General features: G+C 37.3%; 22 protein-coding genes. 7 read left to right on the top strand and 15 right to left on the bottom strand.

Going from position 1 to position 23,325, the window contains the following annotated elements:
- The 11 genes from H5203_RS05380 to H5203_RS05430 all read right to left on the bottom strand — a co-directional run bounded on the left by H5203_RS05380 (position 1) and on the right by H5203_RS05430 (position 10,688).
- Entirely contained in the window at positions 1-849 is an 849-nt protein-coding gene (locus tag H5203_RS05380) for an FkbM family methyltransferase (protein WP_145239468.1), read from the bottom strand.
- Entirely contained in the window at positions 849-2,627 is a 1,779-nt protein-coding gene (locus tag H5203_RS05385) for a thiamine pyrophosphate-binding protein (RefSeq protein ID WP_076923528.1), read from the bottom strand. Before H5203_RS05385 ends, H5203_RS05380 begins: the two co-directional genes overlap by 1 nt.
- Positions 2,628-3,398, bottom strand: a complete 771-nt coding sequence (locus H5203_RS05390; protein WP_145239465.1) for an SDR family oxidoreductase — start codon at positions 3,396-3,398, stop codon at positions 2,628-2,630.
- Complete coding sequence (locus tag H5203_RS05395) at positions 3,398-4,453, bottom strand: alpha-ketoacid dehydrogenase subunit beta (RefSeq protein WP_076923526.1); 1,056 nt, start codon at positions 4,451-4,453, stop codon at positions 3,398-3,400. The genes H5203_RS05390 and H5203_RS05395 overlap by 1 nt, the downstream gene beginning before the upstream one ends.
- Positions 4,443-5,399 (bottom strand): thiamine pyrophosphate-dependent dehydrogenase E1 component subunit alpha, encoded by a 957-nt coding sequence (locus H5203_RS05400; RefSeq protein ID WP_169019240.1) that lies wholly within the window; start codon positions 5,397-5,399, stop codon positions 4,443-4,445. Before H5203_RS05400 ends, H5203_RS05395 begins: the two co-directional genes overlap by 11 nt.
- The gene (locus H5203_RS05405; RefSeq protein ID WP_253188782.1) at positions 5,399-6,091 is read right to left on the bottom strand and encodes a class I SAM-dependent methyltransferase; all 693 of its coding nucleotides are present in this window, start codon (positions 6,089-6,091) and stop codon (positions 5,399-5,401) included. The genes H5203_RS05400 and H5203_RS05405 overlap by 1 nt, the downstream gene beginning before the upstream one ends.
- Positions 6,069-7,064, bottom strand: coding sequence for a GDP-mannose 4,6-dehydratase (locus H5203_RS05410; protein WP_076923524.1), 996 nt, complete (start codon positions 7,062-7,064; stop codon positions 6,069-6,071). Before H5203_RS05410 ends, H5203_RS05405 begins: the two co-directional genes overlap by 23 nt.
- Before the next feature lie 3 nt (positions 7,065-7,067).
- Positions 7,068-8,342: a hypothetical protein gene (locus tag H5203_RS05415; RefSeq protein WP_076923523.1), complete on the bottom strand. Its 1,275-nt coding sequence runs from the start codon at positions 8,340-8,342 to the stop codon at positions 7,068-7,070.
- On the bottom strand, positions 8,342-8,950 hold the full coding sequence (locus H5203_RS05420) for an SIS domain-containing protein (protein WP_076923522.1): 609 nt from the start codon (positions 8,948-8,950) through the stop codon (positions 8,342-8,344). The genes H5203_RS05415 and H5203_RS05420 overlap by 1 nt, the downstream gene beginning before the upstream one ends.
- Positions 8,947-9,894, bottom strand: coding sequence for an NAD(P)-dependent oxidoreductase (locus tag H5203_RS05425; RefSeq protein ID WP_145239453.1), 948 nt, complete (start codon positions 9,892-9,894; stop codon positions 8,947-8,949). The genes H5203_RS05420 and H5203_RS05425 overlap by 4 nt, the downstream gene beginning before the upstream one ends.
- 68 nt (positions 9,895-9,962) lie before the next feature.
- A complete protein-coding gene (locus H5203_RS05430) occupies positions 9,963-10,688 on the bottom strand; it encodes a cytidylyltransferase domain-containing protein (RefSeq protein WP_076923520.1) in 726 nt (241 codons plus the stop codon).
- 186 nt (positions 10,689-10,874) lie between these two features.
- Between H5203_RS05430 and pseI the strand changes: the two genes are divergently transcribed.
- The 5 genes from pseI to H5203_RS05455 are packed head-to-tail and all read left to right on the top strand — an operon-like array spanning position 10,875 to position 16,353.
- Positions 10,875-11,924 (top strand): pseudaminic acid synthase, encoded by a 1,050-nt coding sequence (gene pseI / locus H5203_RS05435; RefSeq protein WP_182718191.1) that lies wholly within the window; start codon positions 10,875-10,877, stop codon positions 11,922-11,924.
- Complete coding sequence (locus H5203_RS05440; RefSeq protein WP_182718190.1) at positions 11,921-13,009, top strand: FkbM family methyltransferase; 1,089 nt, start codon at positions 11,921-11,923, stop codon at positions 13,007-13,009. The genes pseI and H5203_RS05440 overlap by 4 nt, the downstream gene beginning before the upstream one ends.
- On the top strand, positions 13,009-13,251 hold the full coding sequence (locus H5203_RS05445) for an acyl carrier protein (RefSeq protein ID WP_076923517.1): 243 nt from the start codon (positions 13,009-13,011) through the stop codon (positions 13,249-13,251). The genes H5203_RS05440 and H5203_RS05445 overlap by 1 nt, the downstream gene beginning before the upstream one ends.
- Positions 13,252-13,253: 2 nt before the next feature.
- Positions 13,254-14,837 carry a hypothetical protein gene (locus tag H5203_RS05450; protein WP_182758306.1) on the top strand — a complete coding sequence of 528 codons (1,584 nt, stop codon included), beginning with the start codon at positions 13,254-13,256 and terminating at the stop codon, positions 14,835-14,837.
- Positions 14,827-16,353 carry a class I adenylate-forming enzyme family protein gene (locus tag H5203_RS05455; protein ID WP_182758307.1) on the top strand — a complete coding sequence of 509 codons (1,527 nt, stop codon included), beginning with the start codon at positions 14,827-14,829 and terminating at the stop codon, positions 16,351-16,353. Before H5203_RS05450 ends, H5203_RS05455 begins: the two co-directional genes overlap by 11 nt.
- A 5-nt stretch (positions 16,354-16,358) precedes the next feature.
- On the opposite strand, the gene H5203_RS05460 is transcribed toward H5203_RS05455, so the two are convergent.
- Genes H5203_RS05460 through pseB form a run of 3 tightly spaced genes read right to left on the bottom strand, consistent with a single transcriptional unit; the run spans position 16,359 to position 19,705 of the window.
- A complete protein-coding gene (locus tag H5203_RS05460) occupies positions 16,359-17,513 on the bottom strand; it encodes a Gfo/Idh/MocA family oxidoreductase (protein ID WP_310736544.1) in 1,155 nt (384 codons plus the stop codon).
- 39 nt (positions 17,514-17,552) lie between these two features.
- Positions 17,553-18,707, bottom strand: coding sequence for a UDP-4-amino-4,6-dideoxy-N-acetyl-beta-L-altrosamine transaminase (gene pseC, locus H5203_RS05465; RefSeq protein WP_145239433.1), 1,155 nt, complete (start codon positions 18,705-18,707; stop codon positions 17,553-17,555).
- Positions 18,704-19,705, bottom strand: a complete 1,002-nt coding sequence (pseB, locus tag H5203_RS05470) for a UDP-N-acetylglucosamine 4,6-dehydratase (inverting) (RefSeq protein ID WP_182819464.1) — start codon at positions 19,703-19,705, stop codon at positions 18,704-18,706. Before pseB ends, pseC begins: the two co-directional genes overlap by 4 nt.
- Before the next feature lie 210 nt (positions 19,706-19,915).
- Here pseB and H5203_RS05475 point away from each other — a divergent pair, with 210 nt between their 5' ends.
- Both H5203_RS05475 and H5203_RS05480 read left to right on the top strand, forming a co-directional pair.
- On the top strand, positions 19,916-20,701 hold the full coding sequence (locus H5203_RS05475) for a flagellin (protein ID WP_182819465.1): 786 nt from the start codon (positions 19,916-19,918) through the stop codon (positions 20,699-20,701).
- A 163-nt stretch (positions 20,702-20,864) separates the two neighbouring features.
- The gene (locus H5203_RS05480) at positions 20,865-22,301 is read left to right on the top strand and encodes a sigma-54 dependent transcriptional regulator (RefSeq protein WP_182731007.1); all 1,437 of its coding nucleotides are present in this window, start codon (positions 20,865-20,867) and stop codon (positions 22,299-22,301) included.
- Positions 22,302-22,706: 405 nt separating this feature from the next.
- On the opposite strand, the gene H5203_RS05485 is transcribed toward H5203_RS05480, so the two are convergent.
- Entirely contained in the window at positions 22,707-23,294 is a 588-nt protein-coding gene (locus tag H5203_RS05485; RefSeq protein ID WP_145239421.1) for a DNA-3-methyladenine glycosylase I, read from the bottom strand.
- Positions 23,295-23,325 lie beyond the last annotated feature (31 nt).

The raw sequence follows: 23,325 nt of genomic DNA on the forward strand, positions 1-23,325 counted from the left end.
TTACCAAGGCATCTTATTTTTACTAGAAAGGAAAACACTACCTTCTCTATGACTTAGGGGTAATTCGGCAAGAGAGTTCACTTTTTTCCAATCATTTTTTTGAAGAAAAATATTTAAGCCGACTTGTAAACTGTAGTCGAAAATAGTTTTTGCATTTTTTTCGCCATTAATTTCCATCATAAAATCAATTTTTAAAGCGTCCTCCGAAGAAATTGAAGTTAATACATCTGCTTCTTGACCTTCAATATCAATTTTAATTAAGTCAAATTCTTTAGCTATATTACCTATGTTATTAACTTTAACTTCAAATTTATCTAGCTCTCCATAGGGATTACTTTTTGCGCCGCTCAAATGACTTCCAGTTAAGTTTCCACATACTCGTGTAAATTCAGCTTTGCCATCAAAACTTGCCGCGGCTTCATTTATTGGCTTAATCTTTTTACAATTATTTAATTCTAGGTTTTGTTTTAAAACGCGGAATGTTTCAGGGTCCGCTTCAAAACATGTAACTTGATAATCTAATAAGCTCAGCACTATTGAATGCAGACCGATATTAGCGCCAAGATCTAACACATTCTTATAGTTATTTTTATTTTTCAAGTAAAAGCTTAAAATGATTAGCTCATCAATACCAAACAAATGAGTCGTATTAATATTGCCCATATCGTAATACGGAAGAGAAAATGTAATATTATCCGTTAATAAAAATGTTGGTGTTGATGTCGTGTTATAAGCGCTGGCAATTACTTTTGATAGTTTTTTGTTAAGAAGCTGGTAATCACTGCTTGATTGTACGTGTGATTGTGTATTCCTAGCTAGCATAACCAGCTCTTGGTGTAAGTTTATCATTATAGATTTTCCTTCAAACTGGGTATAAGCATAGCTTTTTTTTGTTTTATGTAAGCAAGTTCAGGGCTCATATTCTCTAATGGATTGCCATACTTGATAATCGGTTCATATCTAAAGTTTGGGTTAATTACTAATTCGATAAGCTTTGGCCCTTCTTGATCCATGCGAAGGTGTAAACGTTCTACTAATAATTTTAATTGCTCATTATTTTCAACTTTTTCAGAGTCGATCCCATAAGCTTTAGCAACTTCAGAAAAATTTATGTGAGGCAAGCCATTATTACAATCAGCAGAAAAATAATTTGAGTCTAGCCAATCATCTTGGGTTTGTTTTATCATACAATGACCACTATTGTTAAATACAATAATAATGACTGGAAGTTTCAAGTGATTTAACGTTGAAAGTTCTTGGATATTCATTTGCAAACCACCATCGCCAACTATACAAAATACTTCTTTTTCTTTTGCTAGGGCAACACCAATCGATGCAGGTAAAGCATAGCCCATGGGGGTATTATTATATGAAGAAATATACTGCTGGCCTTTTTTCTCTTTACCGTAGACAAGAGTTAAAGGTAAGCAAGTACCTGTATCCACACATATATTTTGGTCATCACAGAAAGCACCACTAAACAACTCAACAGCTAAATATGGGTTTACACCACCGTAATTATATTCAGGTATGTAGTTAAACTCTTGTGTGACATCCGTAATATAATTTAGCCACACATCGTTATTTTTAAATATTTCAATTAAATCTTCACAATGCAGTGAAAAAGCATCTAAAAAAACTTGAACAGATACAGGAAATTGATAGTTGATTACTTTGCCTAATTGGGCAAATTTCTCTATTTCATTATGGTCAATATCCACCATTGCGATTTTAGCTTCACGTGCAAAAGTATCTAATTTTGCTGTGGCTTTTGAATCTAGTCTGCACCCAATAGAAATGATAAAATCACAATTTTGTAAAACGATATTATTCCCACGTAAAGAATGAGTTCCAAAATTCCCTAGATTTAGCTCGTCATCATGATTTGCAATCCCTTTGAGCGGCCAAGTCGATAGAAAGGGGATTTTTAGTTTTGTTGCAAGTGAAATTAACCGTTCTGCTGAGTTATGGCACCCAGCACCAAGAATAAATAAAGGTTTTTTCGCTTGTTTTAATGACACTATGAAGTTATTAAATATGTTTTCTTGAATTACTTTATGGTTTACAGTTGATTGATTAAAAGCTTCAAATGGTATTTTTTTTATATCTAATATCTCTCGCTGAAAGTCATCAGGAATATCTATTAACACAGGCCCTGGCCGGCCACTTAATGCTGCTTTTATAGCTTCAGGTAATACAGTGATAATGTCATTAGGTCTTTTTAATTGTATTGCGTACTTTGTTATTGGCTTTGCCATAGAAACAATATCGGTTTCTTGGAAACCATATTGGCGAACCCCTAATTTATGCGATTGCCTAAATGAAGCTACATTTCCAGTTATATGTAAAGTAGCTACAGAGTCAAAGTAGGAGCTTGCGATACCTGTTAATAAGTTTGTAGCGCCTGGGCCTGATGTGGCTATAGTCACGCCTAGTACATGGTGTGTTTTTGCATAACTATCAGCAGCCATCGCACATGATTGCTCATGTTGCATTGCAATAGCTGAAAGCGAAGGGTGTTTTTCAATTGAGTCAATTAAATGTAAAGCAGCACCGCCTTGCAGAACAAATACATGCTTGATATCTAATTGAGCAAGGTAAGATGCGATATAATCCGTTAGTTTCATTTATGTATGCTCTTTATTGAGTCTACGCAATTTGTAGATATTTGGGTTTTCAAGAGACTCCAAAAAATCCTCATGAAAAATTTCTTTGGATGCAATGCTATAGTTTCGTCCACTAAACTTACTATTTGCATTATCAAGAAGAAAAATTAAGGAGTCGATGACCAGTTGCATAGACACAAAGTCATTTTCCTCATATCTTCTGGCTGTTTCCTTATATGCTTCCGGCACTATTTCTTTTGCGTGGAGTGTTTGTTGGTGAATAGGTGTATCTACCCAGCCAGGACCAACATTTAGAAAGATTAAATCGGGATATTCAGCAGCTAAAACTTCAGTCATTTTTATTAATGCTACTTTCGCATTTATATAAGAGTTGAACTTCGTCGGGGCGCTATTGACGCCTCCGCCAGCAAAAGTCAGGATTTTGCAGTTTGATTTCATTTTTAGAACTGCTGAACTTAACACTTGCACTATAGATAAGTAATTAATTCTATATGCATTTTCCCAATCGTCATAAGAGCAATCTGATAGAGAACCGATTGGCTCGAGTGTGCCATGAACAAAAATTATACTATCATATATTGAAAAGTTCGTTTTATGGCACCAATCGTCAACGTTTTTTTGTGAGCTAAAATCAACTTTTGTTAGTTCAGCAAAATCTAAGTTTGATTTTCGCCCTCGATAAGTACCGTGAATAATCGTATTTTGGCTTAAGCGCTCAGCAAGTGCTTGCCCAATACCACTATTTATTCCTGTAATTAATACTCGATTCATTAAAACGGGCCTTTAAACCAGTTACCAGGAACATCGTGAGGAAATTCTACATCTTCGGTCATAAATATTTCCCTATCAAGGAGTTCAGATACAGCTTTAGTAATCTCAGTTCTGGTTTTGTAGTATTTTTTTGTTAATCCAAAGCTCGTAGGTTCAGGGTAAGAGGGGAGTGCTATTCGTTTTATTGGTTTTTTTAAGGAAGTAAAGCATGCTTCATATATTTTTGCTGAAATTTCACTAGAGACAGAAAATGAGTTATGTCCTATATCAGTGCATATGCAGGTTTGAGTCTTATTGACCGAGTTATAAATAGTTTGCCAATCAATATTTGTCGGTTCAGATACCTCAATTACCTCGCAGTTAACACCTTGTTTTTTTAGAAAGTTGTGGCAGTGTATGGCTTCTAGGAGCATATAGCTATTAGCGATGATAGTGACATCTTCACCTTCTTTGATGACTCTCGTTGTTTGCATGTTTGAGTTGTAATCGACGCACGTTTCTTTGTCGATGTTTTGGTTATGCAGCCATCGATGTTCAAGGAAAATAGTTGGATTATTATCCATTATACTTTGATAAAGTAGCTGTCCTACATTATCAGTTAAGCTTGGAGTAACAACTTTAAGTCCAGGGATATGTGCAAACCATGATTGCAAGCTTTGTTGATGAGTGGGTCCTTGACCCCAACCCCTACCTATGATTAAACGTATTGTTAAAGGTACAGTCATTTGCCCATTAAACATGTAGTGCCACTTAGCGGCATTATTTACAAGTTGGTCCATGGCAAGCAAGAAAAAATCGACTCGTTGATGGGTCATTAATACACGTGTGCCAGTAATAGCTGCGCCAATCCCTACACCCGTCATTGCATTTTCAGATGTTGGCATATCAAAGACACGGTCTGAGCCAAACTTTGATTGTAAGCCTGTAGTTGTACCAAAAATAGCTTTTGGATCATTAATACCTAATCCCATACAAATCATGCTATCGTCTTCAGCCATGGCACAGTGCTGTGCTTGGTTTATTTCTTCAGCGAATGTTGTTGTTTTATTTTGCATAAAGAAACTCTTCGTTTAACTGTGGATTTGGAAAAGGGCTATTTTCAGCAAAAAGAAAAGCATCTTCTATTTCATTTTTTATTTTGATAATCATTTCGTTATGAGTTTTCTCGAAATGTTGATCTGCTGATAGTTCCGCGAATAATAATTTTAACGGATCTTTTTCAAGCCATGTTTTGACTTCACCTGCGGCTCTGTAGTTTAAGTCATCATCAAAATTAGGACCGCAATGCTCTCTGTGACGATATGTATCAAGCTCTAAGAGTGCTGGGGCATTATTCTTTCTAATATATTCAATAGCACTCTCAACGGCATGGGTTAGTGGTATTAAAAGATTTCCATCAGCGTGAAAGCTTTCAACTCCAATTGATTGCGATAAATCCGTAATGCTTCTATTAACCGGCTGGCGAACTTCTAATGGGCTATACACTGAATAGCGGTTATTCTCACATATGAATAATATAGGAAGAGATTTAACTGCTGCAAAATTTAACGACTCGTAAAAAGCGCCTTCTTCCGTTGCACCGTCACCAAAATAACTTACGGTCAAAAAATTGCTATTTTGTAGTTTTTGACTTAACGCACTGCCAACCGCCAGTGGTATACTATTACCCACAATTGCAGTGCTAGCTATAAAACCGCAATCCAAGTCTGTTAAGTGCATAGAGCCACCTCTGCCACCTGTGCAGCCTGTCGCCTTGCCATATAATTCAGCTATCATTTTCTTTAATGATCCGCCTTTGGCTAGATAGTGGGCATGTGCTCTATGTGAACTGAAAGCCTTATCATCTTTAGATAAAAAATTAGAAACAACAACAGGTACTAGCTCTTGACCTATTGACAGATGTGTTGGGCATCTCATTTCTTGCTCAGGGTAGCGTAAGGCTATCATTTCTTCTATTTTTCGAATTCTTAATGATTCAAAATATGCATCAAGTTTTTTCATTAGGGTATAAACCAATAAAAATCGCCAGTGTAGCCTGTATCTTTGAAAAACTCTTTCCACTGATCAACATGCATCATTGTTTTGGCTGTTAGATTCCAGGCTTCCATGCGTTCTTTTTCTTGTTCATTTCTATATGCATCAACAGTAATAAATGCTTTAGCTTTAGAAACTCGCTCTATTTCTTGCAGTGCTTTTGCACAATTATTAAGATCTAAATTATGAATAGTGTTAATTGATATTACAGTATCAAAACTATTGTCTTCGAAAGGTAATTTAGTAGCGCAACCTTGTTGTAATAAGTGCTTTACTTCCTGTTTGGCATTGTCTAATGCGTAATGGGATATATCTATTCCACTTAATGTCATTGTTGGTAGCTGTTGTAAAATATCATAAAGCATAAATCCTTTTGCACAGCCTACGTCTAATAAACTGCTATTTTCTTGCAGGCCAAAGTGCGTAATAAAGTCAGGCACGACTGGCTGCCAAAATCTTGAATGATAGTTAAAACCACCATAGCCGTGCTCTCTATCACCATCAAAGAATTCCTCGTCAAATTGGCGCGCTATAGCTCTAACTGCTTCACTTTTGGCTTCTAATCTACCAGAAAGATCACGCTTAGACTTAGGGTAATTTTTTAGTAAATCTATTTCTTGTCCTATCATGATTACCTCAAGGTTTGTGAATATAGTCATGTTCTTGCTTGGCGAGTACATCTAAATTTTGCTTCATCCAATAAATTGTTCGTTCTAAGCCGTTTTCTAATGAAATAGAATCTTGCCAATTTAGCTCGGAGCGAATTTTTTTTGTGTCTAATAAATATGCTGCATCTTTTCCTAATCGATCTTCAGTCGATTGGCACACTTGTTCAAATGGGAGCTTAAGCATATTGCAGATTGTTTCAACGAGTACTCGAATAGAGATCATTTGCTCTGTTGAAATATGGTAAATATCACCATTTTTACCCTTTTCGCCAATAAGTTGTGTCGCTGAAGATACATCGTCAATATGTATAAATGATCGTGTTGAATGCCCTCCGCCATGCAGCTGTAATTTTTTGCCTAGAAGGGCATATAAAATAGTACGAGGGATTATGCGATAAAGCTGTTGGCCTTCACCATAAACATTGGCAGCTCGTGTAAATACCACTGGAAAGTCATAAACATCTGCAAATGTATGTAGACTCATATCTGCAGCAGCACGGGAGACTGCATATGGTGTACTGGGTTGATAATTAGTATGCTCTGGTACTAATCCGTTACAACTACCATAAACTTCGGGAGTTGATATATGGATGTATTTTTCAAGGAAATCTAATTGTCGGAGAGAATTGTGTAACTTGATCGTTGAAACAGTGTTAGTCATAAACCAATGTTCAGGATGTTGCCAGCTTTGACCAACCATGCTTTGTGCAGCAAAGTTATAAATTTTTTTAATTTTTTTCTGTTTAACAATATCAATAATTTTTTGCAGATGATGATTTATATCCAGTTGGCTAAATTGCAATTTATCTGCATTTTTTTGCCAACTATATGGTAGTAATGCTGAATTAGGTTCTGATGAGCGACTAACAGCAACAATTTGCTGATCATTTTTTAGCATATGCGCACAAAATGATGCCCCTGAAAATGAATTGCTTCCTAAAACTAAAATTGATGAGTCATTCATAGTTTAGATTGCCGCCTTATTTATTTTATTCTCAAGAAGAGAAAATTGAGTTTGAATATTTTCAAATGAATCATCCATCCATGCATTTATTTGAAATTCATTATCATTAAAGTAATGATTTTTTCCAACTTCAAAGCCGTGCATGCTATTTGTTCTGTCTGATAGATTTGGAATATCATTCGAACACCATCTAAAAATGATTGAGCGAGCCCCTTCAAGATAGCTAATCGGATAAAGAGGACCACTGTCAACACCCATATTTATATACGCTTCATGGTATAAGGCGAGCCTGATACTTAAATCTACAGCTGCAAGGGGATACGTTGTAAGCGATTGATATTTTTCTTCAAGGGGCTCACTTACTTTATAAGTATCTCTAATAATTAGCGGAAAGTATTCATTGAGGTCTAGTGATAATGCAAAATCAAGCCATGCCGTTGTATTGCTATTTCTGTGCTCGGAATTTGCCCAATATTCTCTCAATGTAATTGTTATTAGCTTTTTTTTGCCCACGTTATGTCTTATGAAGTCATTAACAATAGTATAAGCTTGTTGTGGAGGTGCTAAGTTACTTAATTTAATATTTTGCTCGGCATAAGATTTTAATAATTTAAAATCTCCAGCTGCTTGTCTAGGGTTTTGAAAGTAGTTATTTGGATATATGCTAGGGTTCAAGCTTTTATAGTATACAAGGCTACTTTGCGAAATCGGCTGATCAATACCTATGCATGAGGCAAGACAATTAAACATGGGTTTAATAACCTTTTCGATACGCCATTTAGCATCAACGTTATCGTGATATACATTTAATCCTGGAGTATCGTCACTATGGCTAGGGATAATTACAAATTGAATATTTTTTTTATTTTGTTTTTTTCGTTCTATTTCAGCTAAAACGATAAAAGTAGTTACATCAAAGCAGGGCAAATTATAAGAGAGATCATAAAAAGCATATAACGTTGATTTAGTATCAATATCAAATTGCATTTGTATACAAGGAATGAGCTTACCGCTCATGTGGTTAAAAAAAGAACATTGATTAGTGGTAATACCAATTTTATTTAAAGATTGTAAGATATCAAAGACAAATTCAGAACAAATTACTACTTGGAGCGTTTGTTTTTTTTCTAGTTTTGATAATTCTTCTAATGATTTTGCAGGCGTGCCTTTGTATGATTCGCCACCATTTGTACAAGCAAAAATATTATTGTCAGTATTATATTCTGATCGGATAAACATTTCTGTTGAGGCTGTAATTCCGTAGACAATGGTGGTCATTAATTAGCCTCACGTAATGCATTGTATAGAGCTTTCATTAAGATATGCCCGACAATAACTTGAGTATCTTCTGATATCTGCATATCTTGGACTTCGAAATGGAAAACTTGGTCAAGCATCGGCTTAACTTTACCGCCAGAAAATCCTAAAATGCCCACTGTTTTCATGCCAATGTCGAGTGCTTGTTGAGTCGCTCTAATTATATTTTCAGAGTTACCGCTACCAGATAAAACAAGTAAAATATCATTGCTGTTTGCTTTAACTTTTAGCTGATGTGCAAAAATATTTTCATAACCAATGTCATTGCCTAGGCAAGTTAAAACAGAGCTGTTTGCTGGTAATGCTTCAACTTTTAATGCATTACCTTCTGGGCTAATACCAAATGTAAAGTCATTTGCAAGGTGGATTGCATTTGCTGCTGAGCCGCCATTGCCACATAAATATAAAGTGCCGTTATTTGCCTTCATAGTAAGTAAGGTATCAACAAGACTCTTAACTTGTTCACTATCTAACTGTTTTAATACATCCGTTAGGGTGTTCACATAGTTTGTTGTCAGGTTTTTCACTGAATCCTTGGCTATAGTGGTTGCAGATTGGTTGTTAGTCATAAAACTTCTCTTTGCATCCATTTAAGGTTGTAAAAATGGTCTTCATCTTTAAGTAAGTCTTGTTTGTAAGCTGTAATAATTTCGGTAATGGCTGTGTCGACATTTTTATTGGGTGTAAAACCGGTAGATAGTAACTTATCTGAATTAATACGGTAACAACGAGGGTCATTTGAAGGAGTAACCTCAATCTCACATGCTATTTTAGCCTGTACCATTTTTGCTATATCCATAATTGAGATATTTTCAAACCCTGCATTAAAGACACCAGAGACTTTCTCTGGATTATCCAGCATATAAATATAGAGATCAGTAATATCGTCAATATGAATATTTGGTCTGACTTGATCGCCGCCAAACACTGTGATTTTTCCATTTTTTAGAGCTTGCATTGTCAGCATATTGACAGAAACATCTAAGCGCATTCGTTTAGATAAACCGCATACAGTTGCTGGGCGTACAATTTGTACCGCCATGTCGTCGGCATAACTAAGAAGTACACGCTCTGCAACCATTTTCGTTTTGTTGTATTCAGAAATAGGCTCAAGCGTTAAGTCCTCAGTTACTTGCTCTTCATCTTTAACGCCGTATACGCTACCCGATGACGCATAAATAAACTGTTTTATTCCACAGCGCTTTGCTTTATCGGCTAAGCGCATAGTTGCTAACGCACTCACTTCCCATGTTAATTTAGGGTTTAAATCACCACAGGGATCGTTTGCGATAGAAGCAAGATGAATAATAGAATCCACACCGTCTAAGTTAATCGTATCAGTGTCGCGTACGTCACCTTTAATGACTGAGAGGTTGTCATGAGAGGGCAAAAAATTACCAAACCATTGGATGTCAAACGCGATTACGCGATGGCCTAAAGCCAGTAGTTTTGGAACCAGTACAGTTCCTTTATAGCCAGTTGCACCGGTAACTAATATTGTTTTTGGATTCATTTAATATTCTCTAATTCTTTGGTAGTCATAAATATAATGTTCAATGACATACAATTATTATGCCTAACTTAAGTAGATTTTTGCTCTACATGTTTATTTATATCGGTGATGTGAGGGTTTTCCTTTAATGTTTTTATTAAATCATTATAGGAAAAATCTACTTTATTCAAAAAATGCTCATAAACAGCGGTAATTGCTTTGTAATCGTCTGGTTCATCAAGTGTTAGGCGAAAGTGGCTATAATCTTCATACGCACTGAATGTGTGAGTCGTTATAGTATTAAATTTTGCCATGCCTAACGTAACATGCTCACGATCGTCCGGTGATGTTGCTTTTAGATGGGTATTCTCTAGTAAATCAAATGAAAATGCGCAGCAGTCAAGTCCTCTAGGGTAACCACTATGAGGACCTAAATTAACCATGTCATAGGTTTGAGTCACTCTTTCATTAATCACTTTGTTACATAGCTCTTCATCAATCAGTGGACAATCACTCGTTAGCCTAACTATGGTTGTAGATGATTGAGCATTATAATGTTTAGCAGCCAGATAATAGCGGCTTAGTACGTCTTGTGTATCCCCTTGGTAGGTTTTAATATTCAGCTGTGTGCATAAATCCAAGATAGGCTGCTCAGTGCCATCATTAGTTGTTGCGACAATGATTTGATCGTGCCAGTTTGGTAAGCGTTCAAGCATAATTTGTAACACTGGTTTGCCACACAGCGGCAACATCACTTTGGCAGGCAATCTGGTTGATGTCATACGTGCTTGAATTATTATTAATACATCAGACATGGTCACTGGTAATCGTAATTATTATTGAGATAAATATAGCAAATCATTACACTCTTGCACATAACTTAAAAGTTAAAATCCTTTTGGATCAATATAGTTTATCAAATTGTAAGCTATTGTAGATAATTAGGTATGAAATTTGCTTTGATTTAATGATTTTTTGACAGTGCAATTTAAGGGGCGCAAATGGCGTTTAATTCTGAAATTACCATCGATGGTAGAAAAATTGGGCCAGGTCATCCTGTGTATATTATTGCCGAAATGTCAGCAAACCATGGTCAAAATTTAGAGCAGGCGAAAGCGTTAGTTAGAGCCGCAAAAGAGGCCGGAGCTGATGCGATAAAGTTACAAACTTACCGCGCAGATACTTTAACAATGGATTGTAAATTACCGCATTTTGAAGCAACAGGTCCATGGCAAGGACAATATTTATATGATTTATACGAAGGGGCATATATGCCATGGGATTTTCACGCCCCTTTAATTCAGCTGGCGAATGAAATCGGTATCACTATTTTTTCTTCACCATTTGATGATTCTGCAGTCGATTTATTGGAATCTTTTGATTCACCTGCATATAAAATAGCTTCGCCAGAGTTGATCGATCATGACCTCATTCGAAAAGTTGCTGCGACTGGAAAGCCGGTGATTATGTCAACAGGTGGAGCAACGCTTGCTGAGATTGACGAAGCTGTGAAAGTTGCTCACCAAGCAGGAGTAACAGATTTAGCTATATTGAAATGTACAAGTAGCTACCCAGCTCCCCCGCAAAGCATTAATTTAAAAACAATCCCTCATTTAGCAGATGTTTTTAAAGTACCAATAGGCTTATCGGATCACACATTAGGTAACCATATACCTGTCGCCTCTGTAGCTATGGGGGCGACAATTATAGAAAAGCATTTTGTGATGAGTAAAGAAGATGAAACGGCTGATAGCTTTTTTTCCATGACACCAGATGAACTTGAAGATTTAGTTCAAGGAGTTAGGCAAGTTGAGTTGGCTATTGGCAGTGTACATTTCCCTAGTGAGCCCAGTAAAGCAAGGCGTTGCCTATTTGCAGTGAGGGATATTGCTGCTGGTGAAGTTTTGAACAAAGAGAATGTGGTCAATCTAAGGCCTGGTGTAGGTGAGCTGATGCCAAAGGATTTAGGATTTATAACGGGCAGACTCGCAACGAAAGCGATTAAAAAAGGTATGCCTTTGACTTGGCATCACGTTGGAGCGATTAAATGAACTATCTAATTTACGGAGCGGGTCATTTTGGAGAATGTTTTTATAGAATTTTAGTAAAGCAAAAGCTACAAGTTAATGGGTGGATCGATCAACGTTTAGTTAGCCAGATGAAGTATAATTTACCTATTTTTGATGAGCATACAGCTGATCGTAATATGACAGTCATTGTTGCTGTAACGCCGTTAGTTAACTCTAATAGAGGGCAAATCAAAGAGCGCCTACAAGAGCTCGGTTATAATAATGTTCTTGGCTTTTTTGAGGCTGCACGAGAGTTCCCAGAAGTGTTTAAGGAATATGCACAGCTAGAGCATTTATGGATGCGCACAAGTCATCATGATATGTTGAATTTACCAAGTATTAAGTGGTTACGAGCGCGTTTGGGGGATGATAAAAGTAAAAATATATTAGATAAATTGTGTGCTTTTAGGGCATCCCTTTCTATTGATGACTACCCTGAACCGGATAGAAAAATTGAGTACTTCCCAGATGATATACCTTTCAATTTTCAATCACCAATTCGTTTTATCGATTGTGGTGCTTATACTGGGGATACAGTAGAGGCGTTTGTAGAACTTCATAAAAAAAATATTATAACACTTGAGCATATTTCCTCATTTGAACCCGATACAAATAATTATCAAACACTTACAAATACACAAAACAGGCTAAAGAAAAATAATCCTGAAATTTCTTTTCAAGCATTCCCTTCGGGGGTTTGGAAATGTGTTGATTTACTTAATTTTAATCAAGGGCAAACAAGCTCCAGCAATATTATACAAAGTGAAGTTATAAATGATTCTTCAGTATCTGTTGTTGATTTAGACTCAACTTGTCAAGCTATGGATATAAACTATATAAAAATGGACATAGAGGGGGCCGAATTAGCTGCTCTTGAAGGTGCCAAAAGTTTAATTCAAACCCAACAGCCTGTGCTAGCTATTTGTGTTTACCATAAACCGAAAGATTTATGGGAACTCCCTCAATTTATCGATCAATTGCAGCCTAATTACGATATGTATTTACGAGTACATGAACATTTAGGGTTAAGCACCGTTTTGTATTGTATTCCAAAAGGTTCTCATTAATGAAAAATCAACTTATTAACTTTTTATATCAGTTTTTTACAGACAGAGGTTGCGCTGTTGATATTGATAATATTTTAGAGCTTTCATTCAAAGATGATATAGCTTTGGATTCATTTGAGATTCTGACATTAGTAATGCAGATTGAATTGACTTTCGGTATAAAAATTGAACCTCAGGAATTGCTTGATCCAAAGACGAATTATGTGAGTGGATTTGTTGATATGGTTATGGCAAAGCAATAATTATGTTTGCAATTCGTATCACTAATAAGCAAGACAATGGCATTGGTCATTTAATGCGAATGAAACATTTGGCTTCTGCATTAAAACAGCATCAATTAGGTGTCCACATAATTCTTGATGATTTATGTAAGTTTAGCCAAACGCTGTATGCAGATTTTAAAGTGGCTGATGTTCATTGGCAAAATTATGAAGAGGACGCACTTTTAACAATTAATTATATGCATCAGAATAGTTTATCGCATTTAATAGTTGATAGTTATACTTTACCGCATGAATACGAGCAGTTGATAAAGAAATCCGGTTTTACCTTAACCGTTATTGATGATAACGAGCGACAACATACTTGCGATTTTTTGATTGATTATAAATGGGTAGGACCGAATACAAAGAGCCGTTATGAATCGCTAGTACCGACTGATTGCGTTCGTCTTTTAGGCCCGAATTATTGTATTTTAGATCCCACATATCGTACCGTTGAAAAGCACTCTTCGGAGTCAGATCTTCCCGTTCGAGTTTTATTTTCATTAGGTGGCGGTGGTGATCTTTTTATTCTAAAAAGAATCTTTGATGGATTACCAAGAGCCATTCAAGCAAATGTTCTTTTTGATATAGTGGTAGGTCCCTATGCAACGAATAAAGATACTATGTATGCTATTGGGCAAGAGTTTCCAAATATTAATATTTTAGAGAATGTAACTTGCCTGAAAGAGTATTATGAAAGAGCCTCACTTTTTGTGGGTGCATTAGGCACCTCTTTTTATGAATGTGCTGCGACTAAAACACCAGCGATTACTTTTTCTCTTGAGGATAACCAGACTAATGATATTGATATCTTGGAGTGGTTAGGTCACTACCTCCATATTAATGATGTTTCTATTGATGATTTTTTGCGATTAGGAGAGTTAATTGATATCGCTCTTAGTCAATTACCAAGATTACAATTGCTGGTAGCCAAAAGAAAAGTATCGGTTGATGGCGAGGGGGCACGGCGAATAGCTAAAGCTCTTGTCGGTGAGAAGATATCAACAAATTGTTTTGCTATTGCTGAGCAGCACTGCGAAGTAAAGACTGAATTAACAGATAATTTGGTTGTTTGCCAAGTTGATGATACCCATATAAATAGTTATTTATCGGCTAGAAACTTACCTAGCAATAGCGTGAGAATGACTGTGCAGAATGCTATTAAGCCATTGGAACATTATTTATGGTGGTTTAATCAATCACGTTTTAACTTTGTGATTACAGAGCGAGAAGGCAGTAGGCAATCTCAAAGTTTGTATATCTGGCATAATTTATATAAAGATAAGTATTTATATGGCGGCTGGTTTTCTTGTAATCAAGATCTTTCTTTGCCCATAGCTATGATCGCCTTACAATGGCAACTTGAGTTTTGTAAAGCGAGTCATCCCAATGCTATTTGGCTTGCGGTGATCCACAAAGACAACAAATTTGTAAATTTGCTAAATAGCTATATGGGATTTGTGGCAATACCAATACATTCAAAAGAATATAAAGTAACGCAACAGTTATTTCCTTTGGCCGATGAGCAGTTTAATTTTGTAATGTGGGACCCAAATGCACAATAAAAATATATACCAGCTTGTTCAATCACATACGGTTACTCAACCTGAGAAAATTGCGTGTATATATCAACAGACCCAAATTAACTACCAACAACTAATAAATAAGGTTGATTCTTTAGCTGCTGGCCTGACTCAGTTAGGAATTAAGCAAGGACATAAAGTTGCGTTATTTTGTCCAAATAACCTCGAGTTTACATATTGTTTATTAGCTGCGGCTAAACTGGGTATTGCGCTTGCGCCATTACCACTAACTCTTAAAGGACAGGCTTTATCAAAAGCGTTACAAGTAGCTGATTGCGAGTATGCTATAGCATGGATAAGTGTGGCTGAACAACTTGTTAATAATGATGTTTTAGCTACCGACAATATAATTACGATAGGTGGCAATAGTGATAACTTGATTGATTTGGTCAATGTAATGTCTGCATCCACGGCGCAATATGATGAGTTTCCAGTAGAAAATATCAATTTACCTTATATTCTTACCATGACTTCAGGTTCTACTGGTCAACCTAAGCCAATAGTATTTACTCAAGCGACTAAAATTGTTCGCGCATTTGATGCGACGGCTCAGTATTACCAATTAGATAAAAGCGATGTTGTGTTGGTTTCAACACCTTTATATCATTCACTTGCACAGCGCTCTTTACTGATGCCACTAATGTTGGGCGCAAGTGTAGTTATTTTACCCAAGTTCTCAGTTAATGCTTGGCTTGATGCAATCAATACTCATAAAATTAGTTTTTTATTTGCTGTTTCAAGTCAACTAAAGGCCTTGATCCCAGAGTTAGCAAAAGCGCAGTTAACAAGCTTGAAGTGTGTTGTATCATCTTCTGCAACGCTTGAAAGCGACGACAAAAAGTCACTGTTATTAGCCTTGAATTGCCGTTTCCATGAATGTTATGGGGCATCAGAAATGGGGGTGATCAGTGATTTTGATATAACCGAGCCGAATGTACCGATCAATAGTGTAGGTAAGCCTTTACCAAATCTGAAAATAAAGATATGTGATGCTGAACGTAATACTTTGTCTAATGGTAATATCGGTGAAATAGCTTGTCGCTCACCAACTGCGTTTGCACAATATTATAACTTACCAGAGCAAACTGCGCAGAGTTACGACAGTGATGGTTATTTTTTTACTGGTGACCTTGGTTATTTGGATGATGATAATTATCTTTATTATGTTGGTCGAACAAAAGAAGTTATTAAATCGGGCGGGATCAATGTTTACCCGAGCGATATTGAGTTGGTAACTAATTACTTACCTTGGATTTCTGAGTGTGCGGCTTTTGGAGTAAGTGATGATAAATTTGGAGAAGTCATTTTATTATCTTTTGTTTGTAATGATGCTGCGCCAGTGAATGCAAAAATGCAGTTGCAAATGCATTTATTCAAAGAACTTACTGACTATCAGCAACCGCGAATTTTGTTTGAGATGAAAAGACTGCCAAAAACCGAAATGGGTAAAATCCATAAACCGAGTATCAAGCAGGCATATCTAGAGAGTTGTAATTAAGCGTATTACACGCTTTCCCAGCCAAGTGTTTGTGTCGAACGTTTAGCAGCAGCAAATAACTTTAAGCCATCTGCGGCGTGTTCTAAACCAAATACGTATGGTTGGTTATTTTCTTGCCCTAGTTGAAAACATTGTAAATCTTCAGCGATGTCGCTGTATAAGTTTGCAAATGCTTCTACAAAACCAGTGGGGTGGCCTGGTTTCATGCGGTTATATCTAAATTGGTGGGCGTAGTCGCACTGACCCGCTCGGTCTAATATCTCTCGCCTACCATCATTAAAATTTAGTTCTAACTCATCGGGGTTGAGCTGTAACCATTTAGCACTTCCGGTATCTCCATACACTCTGATCTGTAAACCGTTACGATGACCAATAGCCGTTTTTGACATCCACATGCTGCCTTTGACGCCACTGGCATACTTTACTAGCATTTGTACGTCATCGACTAAATTAGCATATTGAGAGTGGTTACTAAATTCAGCTAATGTGTGAGTTGGTTCCTCACCCAATAAAAAGCTACTTAGGTGATGAAGGTGAACACCTAAATCTAAGCAAATGGTTGGTACTTCAGCATCTCGCAGACGCCACGCCTGCGGTTGTGATGTTTTTCCCGCGATATCGGGGGGGCGGCGAAAGCCTTCTTGCGGCATTTCTAAGTGAATTTTTTGAATTGTTCCCAGCTTTCCTGAATTTATTAAATGCTTTAACTCACGTACCATTGCATAGCCACTGTAGTTAAAAGTAACAGCTAAAAATTGTTTCTTTGGATCATAATAAGGGCGAAGAGTTGCAATTTCTCGTGGTCCACAAACCATCGCTTTTTCACAGATTACGGGTAATTTTTTTTCGAATAAATACTGTAAAACTTCTAAATGATGTGGTGTTGGAGTGAGCACTACAAAAGCATCAATGTGACCCTTTTCAGCTTCGACCATTTCTTTCCAATCTGCGTAAACACGTTCTGCTGGGATCCCCCAATGAATACCTGTAGCTTGATTATTTTCTTGATTACGACAAAAGGCACCGGCAACAACTTGAAATTTATGATCCATGTGAGCTGCGCAAAAGTGCACATAACCAACAGCTGACGTGTTACCCCCGCCAATAAAAGCAAGTTTGAAAGTCGGGTGAGTTTGTAACATAGTTGCCTCAAGGTTCATTAAATAATATGTTTATATCGTCAAAAAAGGTTGAAAACTTTAATTTAAGATTTGCTGTAGAGTGTTCAGTACAAAATGCACTTCTTGCTCTTTCAACGATGGATGAAGAGGAAGGGTGATAGCACCTTGATAATATTTTTCAGCATTAGGGAAGTCACCAACCTTAAAGCCTAGAGTTTGATAGTATGGCTGTAAATGTATTGGAATATAATGAACGTGGCCAATGATCCCAGCTGCTCGAAGCTGAGTTACAGCGTTTTTATGACGAGTTGTATTGCTATTATTTAGTTGAATTATGTACAAGTGATAAGCGGAATAACAGGTATCAATTTGCTGTAATGGACGAACCAAATTTAAATCAAGATGTGTATCATATATTTTAGCAAGGTGATGTCGCTGCTTAACAAATTCGTCAACTTTACTTAGTTGGCTAAGCCCTAACGCTGCGTGTAAATCAGTCATACGATAATTAAAGCCAAGCTCGATTTGCTGATAGTACCAAGGTCCATGACTTGCATCGGTCATTTCACTTTCATCTGATGTGATCCCATGGCTTCTTAATCGTTTTAAACGCTTTGCTAAATTATCATCATTTGTAACCGCCATACCGCCTTCAGCTGACGTGATGATTTTCACAGGATGAAAGCTGAATACGCAAATATCTGAAAACTCACAATTACCAACAGGTTTATCTAAATATTTAGCACCAATGGCGTGAGAGGCATCTTCGATAATTTTAAAATCATATTTAGTAGCGAGCTGATGAATGGCTTGCATATCGCATGATTGACCCGCCAAGTGTACCGGTATGACAACTTTAGGTAAGCAGTTATTTTTTTCTGCTAGGATCAGCTTCTGCTCAAGTTCCTTAATCGACATGTTGCCGGTATCTAAGTCAATATCAACAAAGTCAATCTTAGCACCACAATAAAGTGCGCAATTACTTGATGCTACAAAAGAAATAGGAGATGTCCAGACTATATCGTTTTCTCCAACGCCTAATGCTAGGCATGCGATATGTAACGCCGATGTTGCACTATTTACTGCAATGCCATGCTTTACTTTACAGTAACTAGCAATGCCAGCTTCAAATGCAGGTACTTTAGGACCTTGCGTGAGCCAGTCAGATTGTAAAACGTTGAGTACCGCATCAATATCTGCTTGGTCAATAGATTGCTTTCCATATGGGATCATAAAAGTGCCTGAATATTAAAAGCTGCTATTTCTTCTATTGTCAAAAAGTGGGGGTTACTTAAAGAACTATACTCAAACCCGACTTCAACTTTTTTACCGCGCTCATTTAATGCGTTTGTATCAAAACTATTGCTGCGACTACTAAATTTAATACCAGGTGCAATCACAAAATGATCATCAAATTCGTAGGTATCAAAACACAAATCAGAAGGGCACATCACCTCATGTAATTTTTCACCCGGGCGAATACCAATATTTTTATGTGGCAGGTTTGGTGCCATAGCTGTTGCTAAATCTGTAATACGAATTGATGGGATCTTGGGAACAAAAATTTCTCCCCCTAACATCCTCTCAAAGTTAGTTAAAACAAAATCAACACCTTGTTGTAGGCTTATCCAAAAGCGGGTCATTTCTTCATGGGTGATAGGGATATGGTCGCGGCCTTGGTCAATAAACTTTTGGAAAATAGGCACTACTGAACCGCGCGAGCAGACTACATTACCGTAGCGAACAACTGAAAATGTGGTGCGATTACCACCGGCAATATTATTAGCGGCAACAAACAATTTATCGGATGCTAATTTTGTCGCACCATATAAATTAATTGGGTTGGCTGCTTTATCAGTAGAAAGCGCAATGACTTTTTCAACATTATTATCTAAGGCAGCATCAATGACATTTTCAGCACCATTGATGTTAGTTTTGATGCATTCCATCGGGTTATATTCTGCGGCAGGGACCTGTTTAAGAGCTGCAGCATGAATAACGTAATTTACTCCACGCATTGCACGGCGTAAGCGGTCTTTGTCGCGTACATCACCGATGAAGTAACGCATACATGGTTGATCAAAGTCTTGCTGCATTTCAAATTGTTTTAACTCATCACGAGAGAAAATAATTATTTTTTTTGGCTTGTATCGCTCAAGTAACGTTTTTACGTATTTTTTACCGAATGATCCGGTACCACCGGTAATTAAAATTGTTTTGTTATCGAACATAGTTTTACCCAAGTTATTTATCATTGGCGTAGTTATAGTAAAAAATTAAATACGCAAAAAGTGAAATTTAATACACTGCTCAGTACTTTACCTATTAACAGAGTATGTTAGCAAGCACGATGCCAAGTTAATTTAATTAAACAATGGTACAAAGTGCAAAATTTGGCAAATTAAGCTATAATTTAACCAATCAGCGTGTCGGAGCCTGTTATGAAAATTCAATCACCAGCAACTAGTTTTTTAAACCAAACACAGCAAACCAGTAACAAGCTTGCAGAGCAACTTGCTACGGGTAAAAAAGTCAACTCTGCGGCAGATGATGCCGCTGCATTACAAATAATTAATAGATTAACCTCCCAGCAAGACGGTTACAGCCAAGCGGTGAATAATGCCTATGATGGTATTTCTTATTCGCAAGCGACCGAGTCAAACTTGTCGGGTGTCAACGATGCTGTCTCGCGTATTCGTGAATTATCTATCCAAGCAGGTAATTGGGCATTAAATGATAATGACCGTGCTGCTTTGCAAGAAGAAGTAGTGCAGTTACAAAGTCAAATTACAGAGACGTTTGAAAATGCTAATTTTGCAGGAAAACCTATGTTTGATGGTCAGTCGGTGTCGTTTCAAGTTGGTCCAGATGCGAATGCAAATCAAACGATTACTCCTTCGGACGGTAGTTTTGCATCAGTAATATCAACAATTGATATTTCTACTCAAGCAGGTGCTCAAGCTGCAATTGATATTAGTGACCAAGCGGCGGACGAAATTAACGCCCAGCGAGCTGAACTTGGTGCTTTTCAAAATACTTTGGCAAGTACCATTAAAGGCTTAGGAACTCAGCAAGAAAATATTGCCGCGAGCCAAAGTCGAATTCAAGATACCGATTATGCTCAGGCGGTTTCACAGCAAGTATCAAATGATATTTTAGCACAAGCGTCAGTTGCACTGCGTGGACAAGCCAACCAATCGGCTGAATCTATTTTAGGCTTGCTTTAATATTAAAGATACTGCGGTAATTCTTAAGTATTACTTGCAATTAGCTAAGCGTCTATTTTTTGGCATGGTTGTCAAAAAACTGCCGCTTAGTGCTTGCATCCCTGTCAAACTCGCTTACAATTTAAATTATTAATAGCTTGTAGTAACTGTGGTTCGCTAAATAATGATCTTGATCTTAGATAATAATAATAATCGTGCGATTGGTTTACATGCTGCGCTTACCTTTATTGGTGAGGCAGTGCAACTGCTTGATGATGCAAGCCTTGAACAAGAATGTGAAAAATACCAAAAGCAGTCATGTATGGTGATCCTCGGCGCATTACAAAGTTTAGATCATGAGAGCGTGATCAAGCGCCATCCAACAATACCATTTCTATTAATTGGTGAAACCCTTAAATCACTGTTGAGCATTGCCAATGTAGTTGGCCTTATCTGTGAACCTTTTAACCATGATGTAACGACTCAATTACTGCATGATTGCCAACAGTATCAACGGATGTTACCAAATGAGCATAAACACGCAAAACCGCACAAAACCTTTGATGGCTTAGTTGGTGAAACTGAAGCGGTTAAAGATGTACGCTTTTTAATTGAACAAGTTGCTAAAACGGACGCTAATGTATTAATTTTAGGCGAATCAGGTACTGGTAAAGAAGTGGTTGCTCGTAATGTTCATTTACTATCAAAACGTAATACAGGGCCATTTGTACCCGTTAACTGTGGGGCGATACCTGCGGAGCTGTTAGAAAGTGAGTTATTTGGTCATGAAAAAGGCGCGTTCACCGGTGCTATTTCAGCGCGCAAGGGCCGCTTTGAACTTGCCCAAGGTGGGACGCTTTTTTTAGATGAAATTGGCGATATGCCGCTGCAAATGCAAGTAAAGTTATTGCGAGTGTTACAAGAGCGCAGCTATGAGCGGGTTGGTGGTACAAAACCAATTCAAGCGGATGTGCGGGTGATTGCTGCAACACACCGTGATCTTGAAAAAATGATAGAGCAAGGAAGTTTCCGCGAAGATTTATATTATCGACTCAATGTTTTTCCTATCGAAAACCCATCACTTGCAGAACGTGCTGATGATATTCCATTATTATTAAAAGAGCTAATGCGCCGTATTAATGAGCAAAGTGGTACTACCGCTAAATTTACCGAGCGCGCAATTGATAGTTTAAAAGAGCATACATGGCCGGGTAATATTCGCGAGTTAGCGAACTTAGTTGAGCGTATGGTGATCATGTTACCAGATAAAGTGGTTGATATTCCCGATCTACCAGCAAAATATCGTTATATTGAAGTTGATGCTTATGAACCACAATATCCCGAAGAGCTTATGGAGCGTGATGCTTTCAATGATATTTTCAGTACTGGTTTTAGTGATTACGACGATGAGCCAGAAGTTGAAGCAATTCAGCCATCAGCAGACCTTTTACCCGACGAAGGGATTGAGCTAAAAGATTATTTAGCTGAGCTGGAAATTAGCCTGATCACTCAGGCCTTAGAGCGTTATGATTATGTCGTAGCGCGTGCTGCGGAGATCTTGGGTGTACGCCGCACAACCTTAGTTGAAAAAATGAAAAAATATAACCTATCACGAGATTAACAGCTAAGAGCAGGTTTTAGGTGTCAGGTAGCAGGTTTTAGGCAGAAATTAACCAAGTACGATGGTAATTACACCTTTAGAATGGGCTTCGTCATTACTTGTAGGCGTTAAGCTTGCTGACGCGCACACCGTCTTTAATTCGGGGGGTGCTATGGTGAATATCACTAAAAAACCTTTTGCACAAAGAGAAGACAATGAGGGTAAATGAGAAGAAAAAATGCCACGGGCTTCGAGCGACGAGCTTCGAATACCCTAAAATCTAATACCTTTATTTTTACCTCATAAGCGCAGCGCACTCTTAACCTCTTTGTGAATACATTTTAATTGCGCGGGATAAACCCGCGCCTACAAGATTAATTGCGCAAAGAGAAGATTTTCTAGCACCTAGCACCTAGCACCTTTCACCTAGTATTTTTCAATAATCTCTGCTTTTCTAAAACAATCATTACTATGATCATTCACCATACCACAGGCCTGCATATGGGCGTACACTGTGGTTGGACCTAAAAACTTAAATCCCCGTTTTTTTAAATCTTTTGCAAATGCAGTTGAGGCCTCTGTAATTGCAGGGTAGTCACTAAGTTTATCTAACTCATTCACTAACGGCTTACCACCTACAAACTGCCATTGATAGTTACTGAAGCTGCCAAATTCTTGCTGAATTTCAATAAAACGTTTGGCGTTATTTATAGTTGCTACAATTTTTAAACGATTACGTATAATTGTTTCATCAAGCATTAATCGTTCAACATCGTGCTCGTTCATTTGTGCGACTTTTTCTACATCAAAATCCAAAAATGCACGACGATAGCCATCACGTTTCTTTAAAATCGTATACCAACTTAATCCTGCTTGTGCTGATTCCAGAGTAATAAATTCAAAAAGTGTTTGGTCATCATATACTGGGATCCCCCATTCATCATCGTGATAGGCAACATAGTCATCTTTACTGGTATCGAGCCAAGGGCAGCGACATAAATTTGTTGAATTCATAGTGTCTCCTTGCTTTGCTTATTTTAGTTTG

It is taken from the genome of Pseudoalteromonas sp. SG41-1 (assembly GCF_014164575.1).
In the GTDB taxonomy this organism is placed as follows: Bacteria; Pseudomonadota; Gammaproteobacteria; order Enterobacterales; family Alteromonadaceae; genus Pseudoalteromonas; species Pseudoalteromonas rhizosphaerae.